Origin of the sequence: Streptomyces sp. ISL-94 (assembly GCF_018614075.1) — a bacterium.
Lineage (GTDB): Bacteria > Actinomycetota > Actinomycetes > Streptomycetales > Streptomycetaceae > Streptomyces.
Genome location: NZ_JAGGOZ010000029.1, coordinates 161,692 through 177,149, shown reverse-complemented (window position 1 = coordinate 177,149; position 15,458 = coordinate 161,692). Strand labels below are relative to the sequence as shown.

Genomic DNA, 15,458 nt, shown 5'->3' with positions numbered 1-15,458 from the left:
GGCGGTTTCTAGCAGTGGTTGCGAATTAGCAGGTCAATGGCTGTGTGAGCCATTCTTTCATGGCTTCGGCGGGGGTCTTGTCGCCGAGGACGAGGCGGGGTCGGCGGTTGAGTTCGCGGGCGACGTCCCGGAGATCGCGGGCGGTATGGACGGACAGGTCGGTGCCCTTGGGGAAGTACTGCCGGAGCAGGCCGTTGGTGTTCTCGTTCGTGCCGCGCTGCCAGGGCGAGTGAGGGTCGCAGAAGTAGATCCGGAAGCCGGTCAAGGTCTCGATGTCCTGGTGCAGAGTCAGCTCGCGACCCTGGTCCCAGGTGAGGGTCTTGCGTATCTGTGACGGGAGGTGGGCGGTCTGCGCGGCGATGGCGTTGCGGACCTGTGGGGCCTTCCAGCCGTGTGGCAGGTGGATGAGCTGAACATAGCGGGTGGTGCGTTCGACCAGGGTGCCGATGGCTGAGCCCTGGCCGCGGCCGATGATGAGGTCGCCTTCCCAATGCCCAGGTATTTTACGGTCGTTGACCTCGGCTGGGCGCTGGTGGATCAGCGTCATGTTCTTGATCTTGTTGGGTGACGGGACGCCTCGTCGCTGCTTCTTGCGGCGGGTGCGGCCGGTGCGGAGCTTGCCGGGTTTGCGGCCGAGTAGGCCGGCGAACAGAGCACGGTAGATCGTCTCCGAGCAGGCCCGCATCGCCGGGTCGCCCGCGTGGGCGCGGGCGAGGAAGCGTGCGATCTGCGGGGGCGACCACTTCTCGGTGAGCTTCTCGCGGATGAGCGTACGGAGCTCCGCGCCGGCACGGATTTTCTCTTCCTTGGGGCGCTGTCGGCGCAACAGGGCCTGGTTGTGTGCCCACCAGGGGTTGTAGCGGCCGTCGGGCTTGCTGTTGCGCTTGATCTCCCGGTAAACGGTCTGGAAGCTCGTCCCGACCGAGGCCGCGATCTCCTTCGCGCTCTGCTGGGTCTGGAGGCCGTCGGCGATGGCGATGCGGTCGTCCTGGGTGAGGAAGCGCGGTGATATCGGGCCGTGGTCGGGAACGATCATGCTTCCAGCATCTATGAACCACAGCGAGCCACAGCTGGTGGAGACCCCGACCACCCGGGCGGCGGCCGCGCCTTTGTGGCCCTCCCGCAGCAGCTCGAAGTACCGCTTCTTGACAGTGGTCGGCAGCTTGTTGGGGGCGTACTTCGTCATCCGAACACTCCTGATCAGAGGTGTTCGCAACCACCGATAGAACTCAAGAGGTCTCCAGCGCCGCCGCCATCGAGGAGACCTGCTACGAGCTGGGCTCGGCCATGGGCGTCGCCATCCTCGGCTCCACCGCGGCCGCCCTCTACCGGGGCAACCTGCCCGTCCTCGACCTCGACGGGCCGAGCGCCGCGGCGGCGCGGGACTCCGTCGGCGAGGCCGCCCACACCGCGGAACGGCTGGGCGGGGCCGTCGGGCAGGCCCTGATCGACACCGCCTCGCACGCCTACACCCTGGCGATCACCCCGGCGTTCCTGCTGGCCGCAGCTCTCGCGGTCGCAGCGGCGGCCACCACCTGGGCGCTCATTCCGCGCGATCTCCAGCCCACCGAGAACCACTGACCCCCTCGGACCGGAACACGGGAGCGGCGGGCGCCGGGCCCAGGGTGGTGGTGCCCGGCGCGGACCGGTGGCCCAGGCCCGTGCGGTACGCGTCCAGGGCCGCCTCGACCCGCCCGGTACGCCGCAGCAGGTCGCCCAGCAGCCGGCACAGATCGGCGAGGTCGCCCGTGGCCCCGCTGCGCTCCAGCAGGGCCAGCGCCTGGACGTAGTGCTCCTCGGCGGACTCGGGCTCGCCGCGCTCCTCGGCCATCAGTCCGAGGAGCCGGTGCGCGCCGCCCGCGTGCACGGCGCCGTGGCTGTCCCCCAGATCCCCCGGAGCCAGCAGCGCCGACAGCAGCGCGGCGGCTTCCCCGTACCGGCCGAGCCGGCGCAGTACGTCGGCCAGCTCGACCTCGACCTGGGCCGTGTAGAGGGCGGCGCGGCGGGCCGACAGCATCTCCCGGGCCGTACGCAACTCCCGCTCGGCCGCCTCCAGTTCGCCGTTCTGGGCTTGGACGTAGCCGCGCATCCAGTGGCAGTGCGCCAGATCGGTCCGCAGCCGCAACTGCCCGTAGATCGCCTGGGCCTTGGCGAGGGAGGCGTCGGCATCTGCCCCCCGGCCCTCGGCGAGGAAGGTCCGCGCCACCTGCCGGTGCATGCCCGCGACCAGCGCCGGATCGCTGACCTGCGGAGCCAGCGCGAGGGCGAGCTCGGCCGCGTGGGCCGCGCGGGCGTGCGCGCCCATGTCGATGTACGGCCCGATCACCGCCGCGTACAGCAGCACCAGCGCCTCGGGGTCGGCCAGCCCGCTCGTGCTCAGCTCGTCGATGGTGGATTCGAGGAGGTAGCAGGCATAGCGCAGCTCGCCGGCGAGCAGGTGCGCGACGGCGCGGCCGCGGATCGGGCGGGCCCGGCGGGGGAGGGGCTCGCCGGCCAGCAGGCGCTCCGCTGCCTCGAAGTGGCCTATGGCTTCGGGTAGTTCCCCGGTCTCCAGGGCGCAGTCGCCGAGTCCCAGTCGTGCCTCCGCCTGTTCGGAGGCGAGTTCGAGGCCTTCGGCTTCGGCGAGCAGCTGCCGGTAGCGGGCGGCGGCCTCGTCGGCGGCGCCCGTGGCGAGCGTCTGCTGGGCGTCGGCCAGGGCGAGCCGCAGCTCGGTGGCCAGGTGGGCCGGGCGGCCGGTGGCGAGTTCCTCGTACGAGGTGTTCAGGCGCCCGGCGAGGAAGCGCAGCGCGGTCTCGGAGGGGCGGACCTTGCCCGACTCCAGCGTGGAGATGTAGGCGGCCGTATATCTGGGCTCTGCCAACTGCCGCTGCGTCATGCCACGTTCGGTGCGCATGCGCTGAACTCTGCGCCCGATGCGGGCCGGTTCGTCCACGAAGTCCCCCTGGTTGCTCGAACTCCCCAGTATTCAGGGGGACCGGGCCATTGCGCACGCCTTCCGCGGCACCTAATTTAAGCAGCCGATTCAGCGTGCTTATCTCGCTGCTTAACCACGTTCCCCGGGGGAGGACTTGATGAGTCCAGCCATGCGCAGTACAGCCCTGCGCCGTCCGGCCATGCGCCGGCCGGCCGCCCGCTCTGCCGTGCGCGGAGCCTTCGCCGCGGCCTGCGCGGCCGCGATGCTGCTGGCCGCCGGCCCGGCGCGGGCGGTCGACGCGCCGCCCAACCCGCGGGTGGAGGTGGAGATACCGGGGCCGGAGCACGGCGGCGAGGCCGGCTCCGGGCACACCTTCGTACCGGCCGCGGGCGTCCGGGCGAAGAGCGCGGGGCGGCTCTCCGAGGCGCAGCGGTCAGCCGACGGCGCCGTCGCCAAGGTGGTCGACAACGGGCCCACCGCCGACCGCCTCGACGTGGTCGTCGTCGGCGACGGCTACACCGCCGCCGAGCTGGACCGGTTCCACACCGACGCCCGGCAGAAGTGGGCCGAGGTGACCGCCGTGGAGCCGTACACCACCTACCGCAACCTGTTCAACGTCTGGACGGTCGACGCGGTTTCCGCCGAGTCGGGTGTCTCCGGAGACCCCGACCGGGCCACGGTCCGCGACACCGCCCTCGGCTCGTACTTCTGGTGCGAGGAGATCGAGCGGCTGCTCTGCATCGACCAGCCCAAGGTCGACGCGTACGTGGCGAAGGCCCCGGCGGCGGACCTCGTCATCGTGCTGGCCAACAGCGCGAAGTACGGCGGCGCGGGCTACAACGAGCGCAGCGCCACCCTCGGCTACGAGGGGATATCCACGGCCTCGGCGGGCCACGCGAAGTCCGGGCAGGTCGCCATCCACGAGACCGGCCACTCGCTCGGCAAGCTCGCCGACGAATACTTCTACACGGGCCTGCCGGACTACGAGAAGTACACCGGCCCCGAGCCCGCCGAGTCCAACACCTCCGCCCTGCCCGCCGGCCGGATGGCCGCGGAGCGGGCCAAGTGGTACCGCTGGCTCGGCGAGGAGTCCCCGGACGGCGGCACCGTCGGCGCCTACGAGGGCGGCGGCTACTTCGCCACCGGGCTCTACCGGCCCACGGACAACTCGATCATGCGGGTCCTGGGCAAGCCCTTCAACCTCCCCGGTGTCGAGGCGATGATCGCCGGGTTCCACCGGCACGCCAGGACGGTCACCCCGCTGACCCCGACCGACCGCACCCTGCGGGCGCGCCACACCGCGAAGGCGGCCGTGCCGGTGCTGGCGGGTGCGGACGGGCGGCAGCTGGTGGTCCGGTGGTACCTGGACGGCCGGGAGCTGAAGAGGTTCGCGGGCCGGACGGAGGTGGCCGTCGCGGAGCTGTGGCTGTTCGACCTGCGCACGCACCGGCTGTCCGTCACGGCGGAGGACCGCACCCCCTCGGTGCGCGACCCGAAGATCGCCGAGACCCTGCGCTCCAGGGTCGAATGGACCGTCAGGCTCTAGCGGTCGCCCGGCTCAGACCCGGCGCCAGCAGGCCAGGGCCCAGCAGAACAGCCCGAACAGCACGAGCCCGGCGGCGACCAGCACGAGGAGCCACGGTCCCGCCGGGGTCTGGGCGAAGGCGCGCAGGGTGTCGTCGAGGCCCTTCGCCTCCGCCGGGTCGTAGCGCACGGCGGCGTACACGACGAAGGCGCCGGCCGCGGCGAAGACGGCGCCCCGGGCCACGCCGCCGGTGACGCCGAGGAACTCGACGGCCTTGCGGACCCCCGCGGGCGTGCCGTACATCGCCAAGTCCTTGCGGAACGTGCGCCGGGCCGCCTGTACGGCGATCACGATGCCGCCGATGGCGATCGCCGCGCCCGCCGCGGCCACCCACCACGGGCCGCCGGGCAGGTCGAGCACCTTGGCCGTCACGTCACGCGACTGCTCGTCGCCGGACCGCCCGCTGCCTGACCCGGCGGCGAAGGACAGCACGGAGAACGCGACGACGGCGTAGAAGACGGTCCGGGCCACCGCCGCCAGCCGCTTGCCGGCCTTGCGGCCGTCCGGGCCGGCCGCGCCGAACACCGCCTCCGACAGCCGCCACAGCATCATGCACACCAGGCCGATTCCGACGGCCCATACGAGGAAACCGCCGAAGGGCTTCTCCGTCAGCTCCTGCAACGCGCCCTCGCGGTCCGCCTCTTTCCCGCCCTCACCGAACGCCACACGGATGGCCAGCACGCCGACCAGCACGTACAGCACTCCGCGCGCCAACAGTCCGCTGCGGGCCACCACCTCCCGGCCCATTCCGCCCGGGGCCGCCGCGGTCCGTGCACCCTCGCGTGTCGCTTCGCCGCTCGTCATGCCACGCGGCTACCCGGGCGCGACGGCTCCATGCCCGCGGGACGACCGTGCGGCCAAGCCGTCGAGGACCAGTCCGAGGCCCAGTTCGAAGCCGCGGTCGTCCAGCTCGGCCAGGCCGGCGCCGGTGGCCGCGGCGCCGGTCAGCGACTCGGCCAGGGCCGGGTAGTCGGGCCGGTACTCCCCGGCCGGGCGGGTGAAGCCCGCGGTGAAGGTCTCCAGCGCCGAGCCGAGGACCAGGTAGTCGATGGCGGCGGCGGCCTCGGCGGCGCGCGCCGGCGTGCAGCCCGCGCGGATCAGGGCGGCGAGCAGCGCGTCGTAGCCGCGCAGGGCCGGGGCCGCCTCGACCCCGCGCCGCGCCGCCGGGGCGATCGCGTTCGGGTGGCGCAGGTACACCTGGCGGTAGCCGCGCGCGTAGGCCGCGATCCCCTCCCGCCAGTCGGGCCCGTCGAGCGGGCTCAGGTCGATCTCCTCGTTGATCAGCTCCGAGACCGCGTCGAGGACGTCGTCCTTCGACGCGACGTGGTGGTACAGGGATGCGCCCCGGACCCCGAGCCGGTCGGCGAGCGTCCGCATCTTCAGCGCCTGGGGGCCCTCCTCGTCGAGGAGTTCGAGGGCCGCGCGCGCGATGTTCCCACGGCTGAGCAGCGGCTGGTTCGGTCGGCCCACGGTGTGATCCCCCTCGTCATCGGCCGCCAGGTTACCCGCACGGAGGACTTCCCAAGGGGTCCGCGTCGGGTTATGGTCCCCGCATTCCCGCAACCTAACAACGTTAGATTTAGCTTGCGGGACGCGTCGGCCGACCGGCGCGTCCTGCCTTGCGAGAGGTGCGCCATGCCCGACCTTGCCCCCGCACGCCCTGAACCGGGCGGCCCAGGTGCCGACACCGACGCCGCCCGCCTCGCGGATCTCGGCTACACCCAGGAGCTCAGCCGCAGCCTGGGCATCCTGGGGAACATCGCGATGGGCTTCGCCGTCGTATCGCCCGTCGTCGCCCTGTACGCCGTCTCGATGGTCGGCACGATGATCGCCGGGCCCGCCTGGATCTGGGCGCTGCCGATCGTGCTCCTCGGCTAGTGCCTGGTGGTGAACGTCTACTCGGAGCTGGCCTCCCAGTGGCCGCTCGCCGGCGGCCCGTACCAGTGGGGCCGGCGGCTGCTCGGGCCGTCCTTCGGCTGGATGAGCGGCTGGGTGTGGCAGTTCGCCGTGATGTTCGGCAACACCACCGTCGCCTACCTGGCGGCCCCCTGGGCCTTCGCCCTCGCCGGGGCGACGCCCACGCCGGGCTCCCTGGTCGCCGCGGCCGCCGGGATCCTGCTGGTGTGCATGCTGGTCAACGCGTACGGGATCAGGATCCTGAGCTGGTTCGTCTCGCTCGGCATCGCCGCCGAGGCCATCGCCTCCGTGCTGGTCGGCTTCGCGCTCCTGCTGTTCTTCCGCGAGCACGGATTCTCGCTGTTCACCGAGACGCTCGGGGCCGAGGAGCTGTCCGGCGGATCGACCGTCGTCGCCTTCCTCGCCGTCCTGGCCGTCGCCGGCTGGGGGTTCATCGGATTCGACGCCTGTGTCTCGACCGCCGAGGAGACCAAGGACGCAGGCCGGCAGGTGCCCCGCGCCATGTGGTGGGCGCTGCTCAGCGTCGGCCTGGTGGTCATCCTCAACGCGATGGCGGTCGCCCTCGCGCACCCCGCGCCGCAGGCCGTCGTCGCGGGCGAGGACCTCGACCCGGTGACCACCGCCGTCACCACCGCCTTCGGGTCCTGGTCCGACAAGCCCTTCGTGGCCGTGGTCCTCGTCGGCTTCCTCGCCTGCGCCATGGCCTCCCAGGGCGGGGCCGCCCGCGGGGTGTACTCGCTGGCACGCGACGGGGTCTTCCCCTTCTCCCGCCAGGTGCGCAAGGTCAACAGCCGGCAGGCGCCCATCGGCGGACTCCTCGCCTCGACCCTCGTCAGCTGTGCGGGGCTGCTGCTCGGCCTGAACGCCACCGCGATCGGCAGCCTGATCGCTTTCGGCACCGCCGCCACTTTCCTGCCGTTCTTCCTGGTCAGCCTGGCCGCCCTGATCGCGCGCCTGCGCGGCACCTGGATTCCCTCCGGTCACATCCGGCTGGGCGGCAAGGGCACCTTCCTGAACGTCCTGGCCGTCCTGTGGACCGCCTTCGAGGTCGCCAACGTGTGCTGGCCGCGGGCCGTCCTCGCCCCGCCGGGAGCCCCCTGGTACCAGATCTGGGCGGGCCTGCTGGGAACCGGCGTGGTGATCACCGCCGGGCTGGTCTACCTGGTGGTCAAGAAGCCGCAGAACGCCCTGCGCGCAGCCCAGGCCCGCGAGGAGAGCGGCCGGAGCGAGCAGAGCGACCGGAACGAAGACGGGCCGGCGGACGTGCTCGCCGTCGACCACACCTGATCCCCCGCTCCCCAGCCAACCCCCCGTCCCCAGGGTCATCCGGCCCTGTCCGCAAGACATCCCACCGAAGGAGAAGTGTCATGGACCTGCCACGAATGACGCGCCGCGGCTTCGGCGCCGCCGCCCTCGCGGCCGCCGCCCTCCCCCTGCTCGGCCGTACCGCCTTCGCCTCGCCGAGCGAGGACCCGCACCACGCATCCGCCGAATGGGAGCCGCACGCCGCCTGCGTGATGGCCTGGCCGTGGGACCGACAGGTCGGGTGGGGCGGGCTGCTCGCCGACGTCCAGGCCGAGATAGCCGGCATCGCCCGGGCCATCGCCCGCTTCGAGCCGGTGGTCATGGTCGCCGAACCGGGCCAGGCCGCGCAGGCGCGCCAACAGTGCGGCAGCGCGGTCACGGTCATCGAGTACCCGGTCAACGACTGCTGGACCCGGGACACCGGCCCGATCTTCGCGGTCAACGCCGGGAAGACCCACCGGATCGGCCTCGACTTCGCGTTCAACGGCTGGGGCAACAAGTACCCGTACGACAAGGACGACTTCCTCCCCGTCGGCGTGTGTGCGTACCTGGGCGACACCCGCAAGCCCGTCGACATGGTCCTGGAGGGCGGGTCCGTCCTCACCGACGGGCAGGGCACCCTCATCACCACCGAGGAGTGCCTGCTCAACCCCAACCGCAACCCCGGCATGACCCGCGCGCAGATCGAGGCCACGCTGCTCGCCTCGTTCGGAGCGAGCAAGCTCATCTGGCTGCCGTACGGGCTCTACCACGACGACATCACCAACGGGCACGTCGACCTCGTCGCCGCCTACCTGGGCCCGGCGAAGATCCTGCTCCACACCCAGCCCGACCCGGCCAACCCCAACCACGCCCGGATGGCCGCCAACAAGGCGGTCCTCGACGCCGCGACCGACGCCTGCGGCCGGCCCTTCCAGGTGGTGGAGATGCACCACCAGCCGCACTTCCGCCAGAGCGGGCTGACCGTCGAGACCTTCAGCTACACGAACTACTACCTGACCAGCGGCAGCGTCGTCGTACCCACGGCCGGGGAGCCGGCCGACTCCCTCGCCCTCGCACAGTTCGCCACCCTCTTCCCCGGGCGCGAGGTCGTCGGCACCAGGGCGCGCGTCCTGGCCTGGGGCGGTGGCGGCGTCCACTGCGTGACCCAGCACGTCCCGGCGGTCGCCGGCTGAGAGCCCGCCGGCCGGTGTCCGCGGCGACGGGGGATCGCGGCGGCCACCGGCCGGTGTCACACGGGGACTGGGCGAAGGGGCTACATGGGGTCCATGCCCCGGTCGTCCATCAGGCCGCTCTCCTGCTCGCTCTGCTCCTGGAGGCGGCGGGCCTTCTCCTGCAGCCGCCGGCGCTCCTCGGGGTCGGTCGAGCGGGCGGCCGCATCGTTGAGCTCCTGGGCCTTGGCACGCATCTGCTGGGACCGGCCGCGGGATTCGCCTGAAACGCTCATGATCACTCCTTGATCCGTGGGGGAGAGCGGGCGGATTCAGCGAACCAGCAGCGCACGGAGCCCGCATCTCGAACGGTCACCGAGCGTGATCCGTCCGGCCGGTCGGGCGCGCCCGACCCCATGGCCTGGCTTAGGCTCGGACCAGGCCGAGAAGGGGATGGTGCTCACATGTGTCGCTGGCTGGCCTACTCAGGTTCGCCCCTGCTCCTCGACGCCGTGCTCTACCGCCCGGAGCACTCGCTCATCAATCAGAGCCTGCATGCCCGGATGGGCGTGGAGACCACCAACGGCGACGGCTTCGGCATCGGCTGGTACAGCGCGGACCGCAGCGGCGACGGGACCCCCGCCGTCTTCCGCGACACCGCGCCCGCGTGGAACAACCGCAACCTGCGCGAGCTGGCCGGCCACGTCCGCTCGCCGCTGTTCTTCGCGCACGTACGGGCCTCCACCGGGTCGGCGATCCAGCAGACCAACTGCCACCCCTTCCGGCACGGGCGCTGGCTGTGGATGCACAACGGGGCGATCACCGACTTCGGCCGGCTCCAGCGGGATCTGTGCATGGCGGTCGACCCGGCCCTCTTCCCCTGCATCGAGGGCTCCACCGACTCCGAGGTGATGTTCTACCTCGCGGTCACCTACGGCCTCGACCAGGACGTGCCCGGGGCGGTCGCGCGGATGGCGGGCCTGGTGGAGCGGCTCGGCAAGGAGCACGGGGTGGCGGACCCGCTCCAGATGACGGTGGCGGTGAGCGACGGGGAGCGCGTCTGGGCCTTCCGGTACTCGACCCGGGGCAGGTCCAGGTCGCTGTTCTACAGCAGCGCGGCCGAGACCGTACGCCACCTCCACCCCGAGCTGGCCTTCCTCGCCGAGGTCTCCGACGCGACGCGGCTCGTGGTGTCCGAGCCCCTGGGAGACCTCCCCGGACTGTGGAACGAACTGCCCGAGGCGAGCTACACGGTGATCCCCGGGGCTCCGGGGGAGGACTACCTCCCCTTCGTCCCGGAGCCGCCCTGACCAGGCCTCGGGTTGCGCGGTGGTGGCGGCCGTCCGATAGTCCACGGTACGGACGCGCGCGAGGAGACCGGGAAGGCGCTCACCATGGCGGACACCGAAGCAAGGGCCGGAACGACCTCCGAGGACAGCGCCGGTGTGGTGGCCGCGGCCCGGGCAGGGCTCGACGACCCGGCGAGGGGCGGGGCCTGACCGTGGATCCGAGCGAGGTCACCGAGGTTCTGAACCGCCCGATCAGCCGGGAGCTCCTGGCGCGCGACCTGACGCGCCTGGCCTATGTCGCCGAGGACGGCACGCCGCGGGTCGTCCCGATCGGCTTCGCCTGGAACGGCTCGGAACTCGTCATGTGCACACCGAAGAACGCCCCGAAGCTCGCGGCCCTGCGGCGCCACCCCGCGGTCGCCCTCACGATCGACACCGAGGTGCACCCGCCGTTGATCCTGCTGATCCGCGGCCAGGCCGAGCTGGATCTCGTCGAGGGCATTCCGGAGGAGTTCCTCCAGTCGTCCGGGTCCTACCGGATGACGCCCGAGCAGCGGGTCGAGTGGGAGACCGAAGTCCGTTCGCTCTACGACGGCATGGTCCGGATCGTCGTCACGCCGACGTGGGCGAAGCTGATCGACTTCGAGACGACCCTGCCCAGCGCGGTCGAGGAACTCGTCCGGCAGCGGGAGGCACGCGAACGCTCCTGACGTCCGGCGAGGGCCGGGACGCGCGCGGCCGGGCGCAAGCGGTCGGCTTTCGCTCCGTGTCGCCGCGCCCGCCGGAGGCCACGACCTGGAACCGTCTGCGCATGACCGAAAGTTCCAGTCCGTACATCTCAGCGGCCCGGGTCACCGTCCTGAGAGTGCATCCCGGCAACCCGCCCTTTCGCATCGTGGAAGTCGACGGGGAAGTCGCCGGCAGGGCGACATCGATGACGGACGTGCTCTTCGTTGCCGCGGCCGCAGGCGTCACCGTCCACGACCTCGACGACCCGGAGGCGGTCCGCTGGGTGGGCGGCGGCAAGTACACCTGGCGCCCGCACTAGGGGCTCTCGGCGGCCCGGGCCGGGCGGTGCCTGTCGTTGCCGCCGGTTCCGTCACCCGTCCGTACCGTCCCCGGGTTCCCAGCGGAGCAGGTCTCCCGGCCGGCAGTCGAGTGCCTCGCAGAGCGCGGCGAGCGTCGCGAAGCGAACTGCCTTGGCCCGGCCGTTCTTGAGCACCGCCAGGTTCGCGGGCGTGATGCCGACGCGCTCCGCGAGCTCGCCCACGGACATCCTCCGCCTGGCCGGCATCACGTCGATGTCGACGGCGATCGGCATCAGATCACCTCGTCCAGCTCTGCCTGCGACTGCGCCGCCTCGACGTCCCGCGCGACCGCCTGGGCCAGCAGCATCCGCAGGACGAACACGACGAGTGCGACTCCAGCCGAGGAGAGGGATGCGCTCCGCGCTGTGGTCCTAGTCCACGTCCGCCGCGAGGGACGTGGTGAGCGTGAACAGTGCTCCGTCCGGGTCGCGCAGCGCCACCCACCGTTCCGTGGCGTTCGAGGTGATGTCCGAGACGGTACGCCCGCCCAGCGACACGGCGGCCTCGACGGCGGGCTTCAGCCGGGGCACGCGGAAGTGGACGTGCCAGCGGGGCCGGGTGTGCGGGGAGTAGGAGGCGAGCTCCACAGGGCCGCTGTTGAGGCGGGCCACGGGCTCGCCGCCCTGCCTCAGGACCACCTGGTCCTCCTCGTACGAGACCTCGCAGCACCCGGTGCGGCCGGTGGCCCACTCCAGTACCGCTCCGTAGAACATCGCCGCGTCGAAGGCGTTCCTGGTGCGCAGCTCCAGCCAGGCAGGCGCCCGGCCCCGGCCCACCCGCCAGTCGCGGGACACGGCGCCCTCCCAGATCCCGAAGACCGCCCCGTCCGGATCGGCGACCAGCGCCGCGCGGCCGCCGGTGGGGAAGGAGACCGGCCCGACCGCGATGGTGCCGGTGCGCTCCCGGATGCGGTCCACGGCCACGTCGGCGTCGTCGACGGCGAAATACGGGGTCCAGGCCACCGCGACCCCCAGGTCGCCCGCCAGCGCCCCGATGCCGGCCACCGGGACCCCGTCCATCTCGGCGACCGAGAAGGCCTCGCCCAGCCGGGCCGGCCGGAAGGCCCACCCCGCGACCGCGCCGTAGAAGCGCTGTGACGTCGCGAGGTCGCGGGCCATCAGACTCACCCAGCACGGGGCCCCGAAGACCTCGCGCGTAGAAAGCTCCACCAGTCGCTCCGTCCCTCGGGGGTCCCCGTCTCATTCTGGTCCTTTTCGGGACGGTCTTCGAGCGAAGCGCGCCCCCGCACGGCGGTGCACCCCCTGATCTCGGAAGCCGGACGCCCCGCGGGCCCCCACGCGTGGCCGGCGGAGGTGCCGGCGCTGCGGGCGCCGGCACCGGCGGCTGGGAGGACGCGCCCTGCGATCCGGCGGCCCTCACCGTGAAGACGTGAGTACGGCTTCGAAGTGACGTGGGGTCCCGCCTCGCGCCACCCCGCGGTCCGGCGGCAGCGGCCGATTACCGCAGGTCCGGCGAATTTCGGCAGGATGGGGGCATGACCGAGATCCGCACCCCCCGACTCCTCCTCCGCCGCTGGACCGACGACGACCTCGTCCCCCTGTCGGAGATCAACGCCGACCCGGAGGTGATGCGCTGGATCGGCGACGGCTCCGTCCTCGACCTGGACCAGACGGCGGAGGCCATCGAGCGCTGGGAGGAGGAGTGGGACGAGGAGGGCTTCGGTCTCTTCGCCGTCGAGCTCCTGGGCTCCGGCGAGCTGATCGGGGTCGTCGGCCTCTCGGTGCCGGAGTACCTGCCCGAGGTGCTGCCGGACGTGGAGATCAGCTGGCGGCTCGGCCGCCAGTACTGGGGTCAGGGCTACGCCTCGGAGGCCGCCCAGGCCACCCTGGAGTTCGCCCTCCAGGACCGGGGCCTGGACCGGGTCGTCGCCATCAACCGGGCGGGCAACGAGGACTCCGAGAACGTGATCCGCAAGCTGGGCATGGTGCAGGAGCGCGACACCACGGACCCCCGTTACGGACACCTCCTCCAGATCCACGGCATCGACCTCACGGAGTACGAGGCCTGATCCGGCCGCCGGCGTCGACAGACGGCGCCGGTCGGACACCGGCACCCGCGCGCCGGTGGCCCGCTGTCCTCCGGGCCGCGCTCAGGCGGGTGCGGTGCCCGGAGCCTGGGCCGCGCCGCCGGCGCGGATCGCGGCGACGGCGGCGGTGTGCAGGGCGGCCGGGTCGCCGTGGTGGGGGAGCGGGCTGCCGGTGAGCGTGTACCACTCGTCGGCGTCCTTGTACTGGACGTCGAAGCGGACCAGATCCCCGGCGACCGCGGTGGTGCGCAGGGTGAGCGGACCGGTGATCACGCCGACCTCGTCGGTCATCGCGCCTCCCGGCCCGGCGAGCACCTCGTCCTGCCACTGCTTCGCCCCGGTCATGACGCGCAGGTGTCCAGCATGGTGGTGAGCATCTTCTTCTCCGGTTCGGTGACGGTCAGGCCGTAGGAGGATTTGACGGTGGTCCAGGCCCGCCCGTACTGGCACCAGCTCGCACGGTCCGGCGGCTGCCACAGGTCGGGGCTCTGGTCGCCCTTGGAGCGGTTCGAGGCGGCGGTCACGGCCAGCAGCTGAGGGCGGGTCAGGTCGTTGGCGAACGCCTTGCGCCGGGCGGCGTCCCAGCCGGCCGCGCCGGACCGCCAGCCCTCGGCCAGAGGCACCATGTGGTCGATGTCCATCGCGGCGGCGTCGGTGACGGCCACCCCGTCGTACAGGCTCTTCCACGTGCCCGACACGGCCCGGCACTCCGCGTCCTGCGTGACACCGGTGCCGTCGCGCTTGAGGACGACCTCGCGGGTGTCGCACTTGTTGCCCTGCTGCGCCCAGTGCGTGAACTTGTCGCGGCTGTACCCGGCCATCGTGCCGACCGGCGCCACCTTCAGCCCGGCCAGCCGGGTGCGTGCCACAGCGGTGCTGACCATGCCCGGCAGCACGTCCCCACCGGTGGGCTTGGCGTCGTCGGCCGGCGGGGAGGACGACCGGGAAGCGGACGGCCTCGCGCCGGTCTCCGCGCCCCCACCCGCTGCGTCCGGGCCGGAACAGCCGGCCACCGCCAGCAGCAGCGCCGCCGCCAGGACCGCACCGGGCACCGGTATCTGACGCGCCATGACCCCACCCCACCATCGAATCCGCCGCCAACGTCCCCTGAACAGTACCCAGAACCGGACAATCAAGCGGACATCCACCCTCCGCCCGGCGTTGTCAGTACCTCTCGCTAGTCTCCCGGCATACCGCAGCTCAGGGGGGCTTTGACCCCGCTGTCAGGCTGCGCGAAAACGGTCGGGACAGGCGGGGAAGGGTTACGGGCTGATGGCATGGCTGGCAGCGGGCGAGGGGTACGAGATCGCCCTGATCGAGGGGCGGGTGGCGGCGCGGTCCACCACCGGCCGGGCGGCGGGACGGCAGTTGAAGACCCTGCCCCGGGCCCTGAAGGACCATCCCGAGGTGGACCGGCTGCGCCGGCTCGCCGCATGGCTCGACCGGCACGCCGCGGCCTGCGTCGCGCAGGTGGACACCTGGATGGTCTCCTCGCTGCCGGTGCCGACGGCGCTGCTCGCCCGGCTCTGGCCCGACGAGGCCTGGCAGGACGCCCTGCGCGACCTGGCCGTCGTCGGCGAGGACCCGGACGAGGCGGGCTTCCTGCGGGACGCCACCGACTCCGGTGAGCTGAAGGTGGTCAACCTCGACGGCGAGACCGTACGGCTCTCCCCGCGCACGGTGACCCTGCCGCACCCGGTGCTGCTGCCCGACCTGGACGACGTACGGGACTTCGCGGCCGAACTGGGCATCGCGCAGCGCGTCGAGCAGATCCACCGCGCCACCTGGCTCAAGCCCGAAGGGCTCGCCGCCACCGCCACCGAGGTACGCGACTACGCGGGCGGAGCCTTCCCCACCCGCTTCAGCCTCGCGGCCCGGGCGACGGCACTCGGCTACCGGGTCTCCGGCGGCTACGCCACCTGCAAGGTCCGTGACGGCGGCCGCGGGACCGAGGCGGCGGTGTGGATCGGCGAGCCCTACTCCGAGGACGAGAGCACCACCGGCGCCCTGAACTGGCACGACGAGGAAGGCCGGGCGCTGCGCCTGGCCGAGGTCGGACCCGTGGCCTGGTCCGAGGGAATGCGGATGGCCGCAGCGCTGTACGCCGGGCGCAAGATCGAGGAGGGCAAGGACGCGTGACCGCCACAACCACTTCTACGGGC

Annotated in this window: 19 protein-coding genes and 1 pseudogene; 10 read left to right on the top strand and 10 right to left on the bottom strand. The window is 72.3% G+C overall.

Annotated features, from left to right (window positions below):
- Positions 1-25 precede the first annotated feature (25 nt).
- Entirely contained in the window at positions 26-1,186 is a 1,161-nt protein-coding gene (locus J7E94_RS12185) for an IS30 family transposase (protein ID WP_215014844.1), read from the bottom strand.
- Positions 1,187-1,206: 20 nt separating this feature from the next.
- Here J7E94_RS12185 and J7E94_RS12180 point away from each other — a divergent pair, with 20 nt between their 5' ends.
- On the top strand, positions 1,207-1,581 hold the full coding sequence (locus J7E94_RS12180) for a hypothetical protein (protein WP_215014842.1): 375 nt from the start codon (positions 1,207-1,209) through the stop codon (positions 1,579-1,581).
- On the opposite strand, the gene J7E94_RS12175 is transcribed toward J7E94_RS12180, so the two are convergent.
- Complete coding sequence (locus J7E94_RS12175; RefSeq protein WP_215014840.1) at positions 1,544-2,932, bottom strand: helix-turn-helix transcriptional regulator; 1,389 nt, start codon at positions 2,930-2,932, stop codon at positions 1,544-1,546. The two genes, J7E94_RS12180 and J7E94_RS12175, sit on opposite strands and share 38 nt — an antisense overlap.
- 181 nt (positions 2,933-3,113) lie before the next feature.
- On the opposite strand from J7E94_RS12175, the gene J7E94_RS12170 reads away from it, so the two are divergent.
- On the top strand, positions 3,114-4,460 hold the full coding sequence (locus J7E94_RS12170; RefSeq protein WP_215014883.1) for a M64 family metallopeptidase: 1,347 nt from the start codon (positions 3,114-3,116) through the stop codon (positions 4,458-4,460).
- 12 nt (positions 4,461-4,472) lie between these two features.
- Here J7E94_RS12170 and J7E94_RS12165 read toward each other — a convergent pair whose 3' ends face one another.
- Positions 4,473-5,303: a DUF1206 domain-containing protein gene (locus tag J7E94_RS12165; protein ID WP_215014838.1), complete on the bottom strand. Its 831-nt coding sequence runs from the start codon at positions 5,301-5,303 to the stop codon at positions 4,473-4,475.
- Positions 5,304-5,312: 9 nt separating this feature from the next.
- Positions 5,313-5,969: a TetR/AcrR family transcriptional regulator gene (locus tag J7E94_RS12160; protein WP_215014836.1), complete on the bottom strand. Its 657-nt coding sequence runs from the start codon at positions 5,967-5,969 to the stop codon at positions 5,313-5,315.
- Between the two features lie 165 nt (positions 5,970-6,134).
- Here J7E94_RS12160 and J7E94_RS34460 point away from each other — a divergent pair, with 165 nt between their 5' ends.
- The 3 genes from J7E94_RS34460 to J7E94_RS12150 all read left to right on the top strand — a co-directional run bounded on the left by J7E94_RS34460 (position 6,135) and on the right by J7E94_RS12150 (position 8,896).
- The gene (locus J7E94_RS34460; RefSeq protein WP_251056510.1) at positions 6,135-6,377 is read left to right on the top strand and encodes a hypothetical protein; all 243 of its coding nucleotides are present in this window, start codon (positions 6,135-6,137) and stop codon (positions 6,375-6,377) included.
- Positions 6,378-6,386: 9 nt separating this feature from the next.
- Positions 6,387-7,703: an APC family permease gene (locus J7E94_RS12155; RefSeq protein WP_308344931.1), complete on the top strand. Its 1,317-nt coding sequence runs from the start codon at positions 6,387-6,389 to the stop codon at positions 7,701-7,703.
- Between the two features lie 80 nt (positions 7,704-7,783).
- Positions 7,784-8,896 (top strand): agmatine deiminase family protein, encoded by a 1,113-nt coding sequence (locus tag J7E94_RS12150; RefSeq protein ID WP_215014834.1) that lies wholly within the window; start codon positions 7,784-7,786, stop codon positions 8,894-8,896.
- An 80-nt stretch (positions 8,897-8,976) separates the two neighbouring features.
- Here the strand turns inward: J7E94_RS12150 and J7E94_RS12145 are convergent, their stop codons facing one another.
- Positions 8,977-9,168 (bottom strand): DUF6381 family protein, encoded by a 192-nt coding sequence (locus tag J7E94_RS12145; protein WP_215014832.1) that lies wholly within the window; start codon positions 9,166-9,168, stop codon positions 8,977-8,979.
- A 168-nt stretch (positions 9,169-9,336) separates the two neighbouring features.
- On the opposite strand from J7E94_RS12145, the gene J7E94_RS12140 reads away from it, so the two are divergent.
- The 3 genes from J7E94_RS12140 to J7E94_RS12130 all read left to right on the top strand — a co-directional run bounded on the left by J7E94_RS12140 (position 9,337) and on the right by J7E94_RS12130 (position 11,209).
- Positions 9,337-10,182 carry a class II glutamine amidotransferase gene (locus J7E94_RS12140; RefSeq protein ID WP_215014830.1) on the top strand — a complete coding sequence of 282 codons (846 nt, stop codon included), beginning with the start codon at positions 9,337-9,339 and terminating at the stop codon, positions 10,180-10,182.
- A gap of 191 nt (positions 10,183-10,373) precedes the next feature.
- Positions 10,374-10,871 (top strand): pyridoxamine 5'-phosphate oxidase family protein, encoded by a 498-nt coding sequence (locus J7E94_RS12135; protein ID WP_215014828.1) that lies wholly within the window; start codon positions 10,374-10,376, stop codon positions 10,869-10,871.
- Positions 10,872-10,972: 101 nt separating this feature from the next.
- On the top strand, positions 10,973-11,209 hold the full coding sequence (locus J7E94_RS12130; RefSeq protein WP_215014826.1) for a hypothetical protein: 237 nt from the start codon (positions 10,973-10,975) through the stop codon (positions 11,207-11,209).
- Between the two features lie 51 nt (positions 11,210-11,260).
- Here the strand turns inward: J7E94_RS12130 and J7E94_RS12125 are convergent, their stop codons facing one another.
- The 3 genes and pseudogenes from J7E94_RS12125 to J7E94_RS12115 all read right to left on the bottom strand — a co-directional run bounded on the left by J7E94_RS12125 (position 11,261) and on the right by J7E94_RS12115 (position 12,367).
- Complete coding sequence (locus J7E94_RS12125) at positions 11,261-11,482, bottom strand: helix-turn-helix transcriptional regulator (RefSeq protein WP_215014824.1); 222 nt, start codon at positions 11,480-11,482, stop codon at positions 11,261-11,263.
- Positions 11,482-11,586 (bottom strand): annotated as a pseudogene (locus tag J7E94_RS12120) (DUF2975 domain-containing protein); the annotation flags it as partial. The pseudogene J7E94_RS12120 and the gene J7E94_RS12125, both read right to left, overlap by 1 nt.
- 34 nt (positions 11,587-11,620) lie before the next feature.
- Complete coding sequence (locus J7E94_RS12115) at positions 11,621-12,367, bottom strand: VOC family protein (protein WP_215014881.1); 747 nt, start codon at positions 12,365-12,367, stop codon at positions 11,621-11,623.
- Positions 12,368-12,744: 377 nt separating this feature from the next.
- On the opposite strand from J7E94_RS12115, the gene J7E94_RS12110 reads away from it, so the two are divergent.
- A complete protein-coding gene (locus tag J7E94_RS12110) occupies positions 12,745-13,278 on the top strand; it encodes a GNAT family N-acetyltransferase (RefSeq protein ID WP_215014822.1) in 534 nt (177 codons plus the stop codon).
- Between the two features lie 81 nt (positions 13,279-13,359).
- Here the strand turns inward: J7E94_RS12110 and J7E94_RS12105 are convergent, their stop codons facing one another.
- Entirely contained in the window at positions 13,360-13,641 is a 282-nt protein-coding gene (locus tag J7E94_RS12105) for a hypothetical protein (RefSeq protein WP_215014821.1), read from the bottom strand.
- On the bottom strand, positions 13,638-14,366 hold the full coding sequence (locus J7E94_RS12100; RefSeq protein WP_251056509.1) for an HNH endonuclease family protein: 729 nt from the start codon (positions 14,364-14,366) through the stop codon (positions 13,638-13,640). The genes J7E94_RS12105 and J7E94_RS12100 overlap by 4 nt, the downstream gene beginning before the upstream one ends.
- A gap of 202 nt (positions 14,367-14,568) precedes the next feature.
- Between J7E94_RS12100 and J7E94_RS12095 the strand changes: the two genes are divergently transcribed.
- The gene (locus J7E94_RS12095; RefSeq protein WP_215014820.1) at positions 14,569-15,435 is read left to right on the top strand and encodes a DUF4132 domain-containing protein; all 867 of its coding nucleotides are present in this window, start codon (positions 14,569-14,571) and stop codon (positions 15,433-15,435) included.
- Positions 15,436-15,458 lie beyond the last annotated feature (23 nt).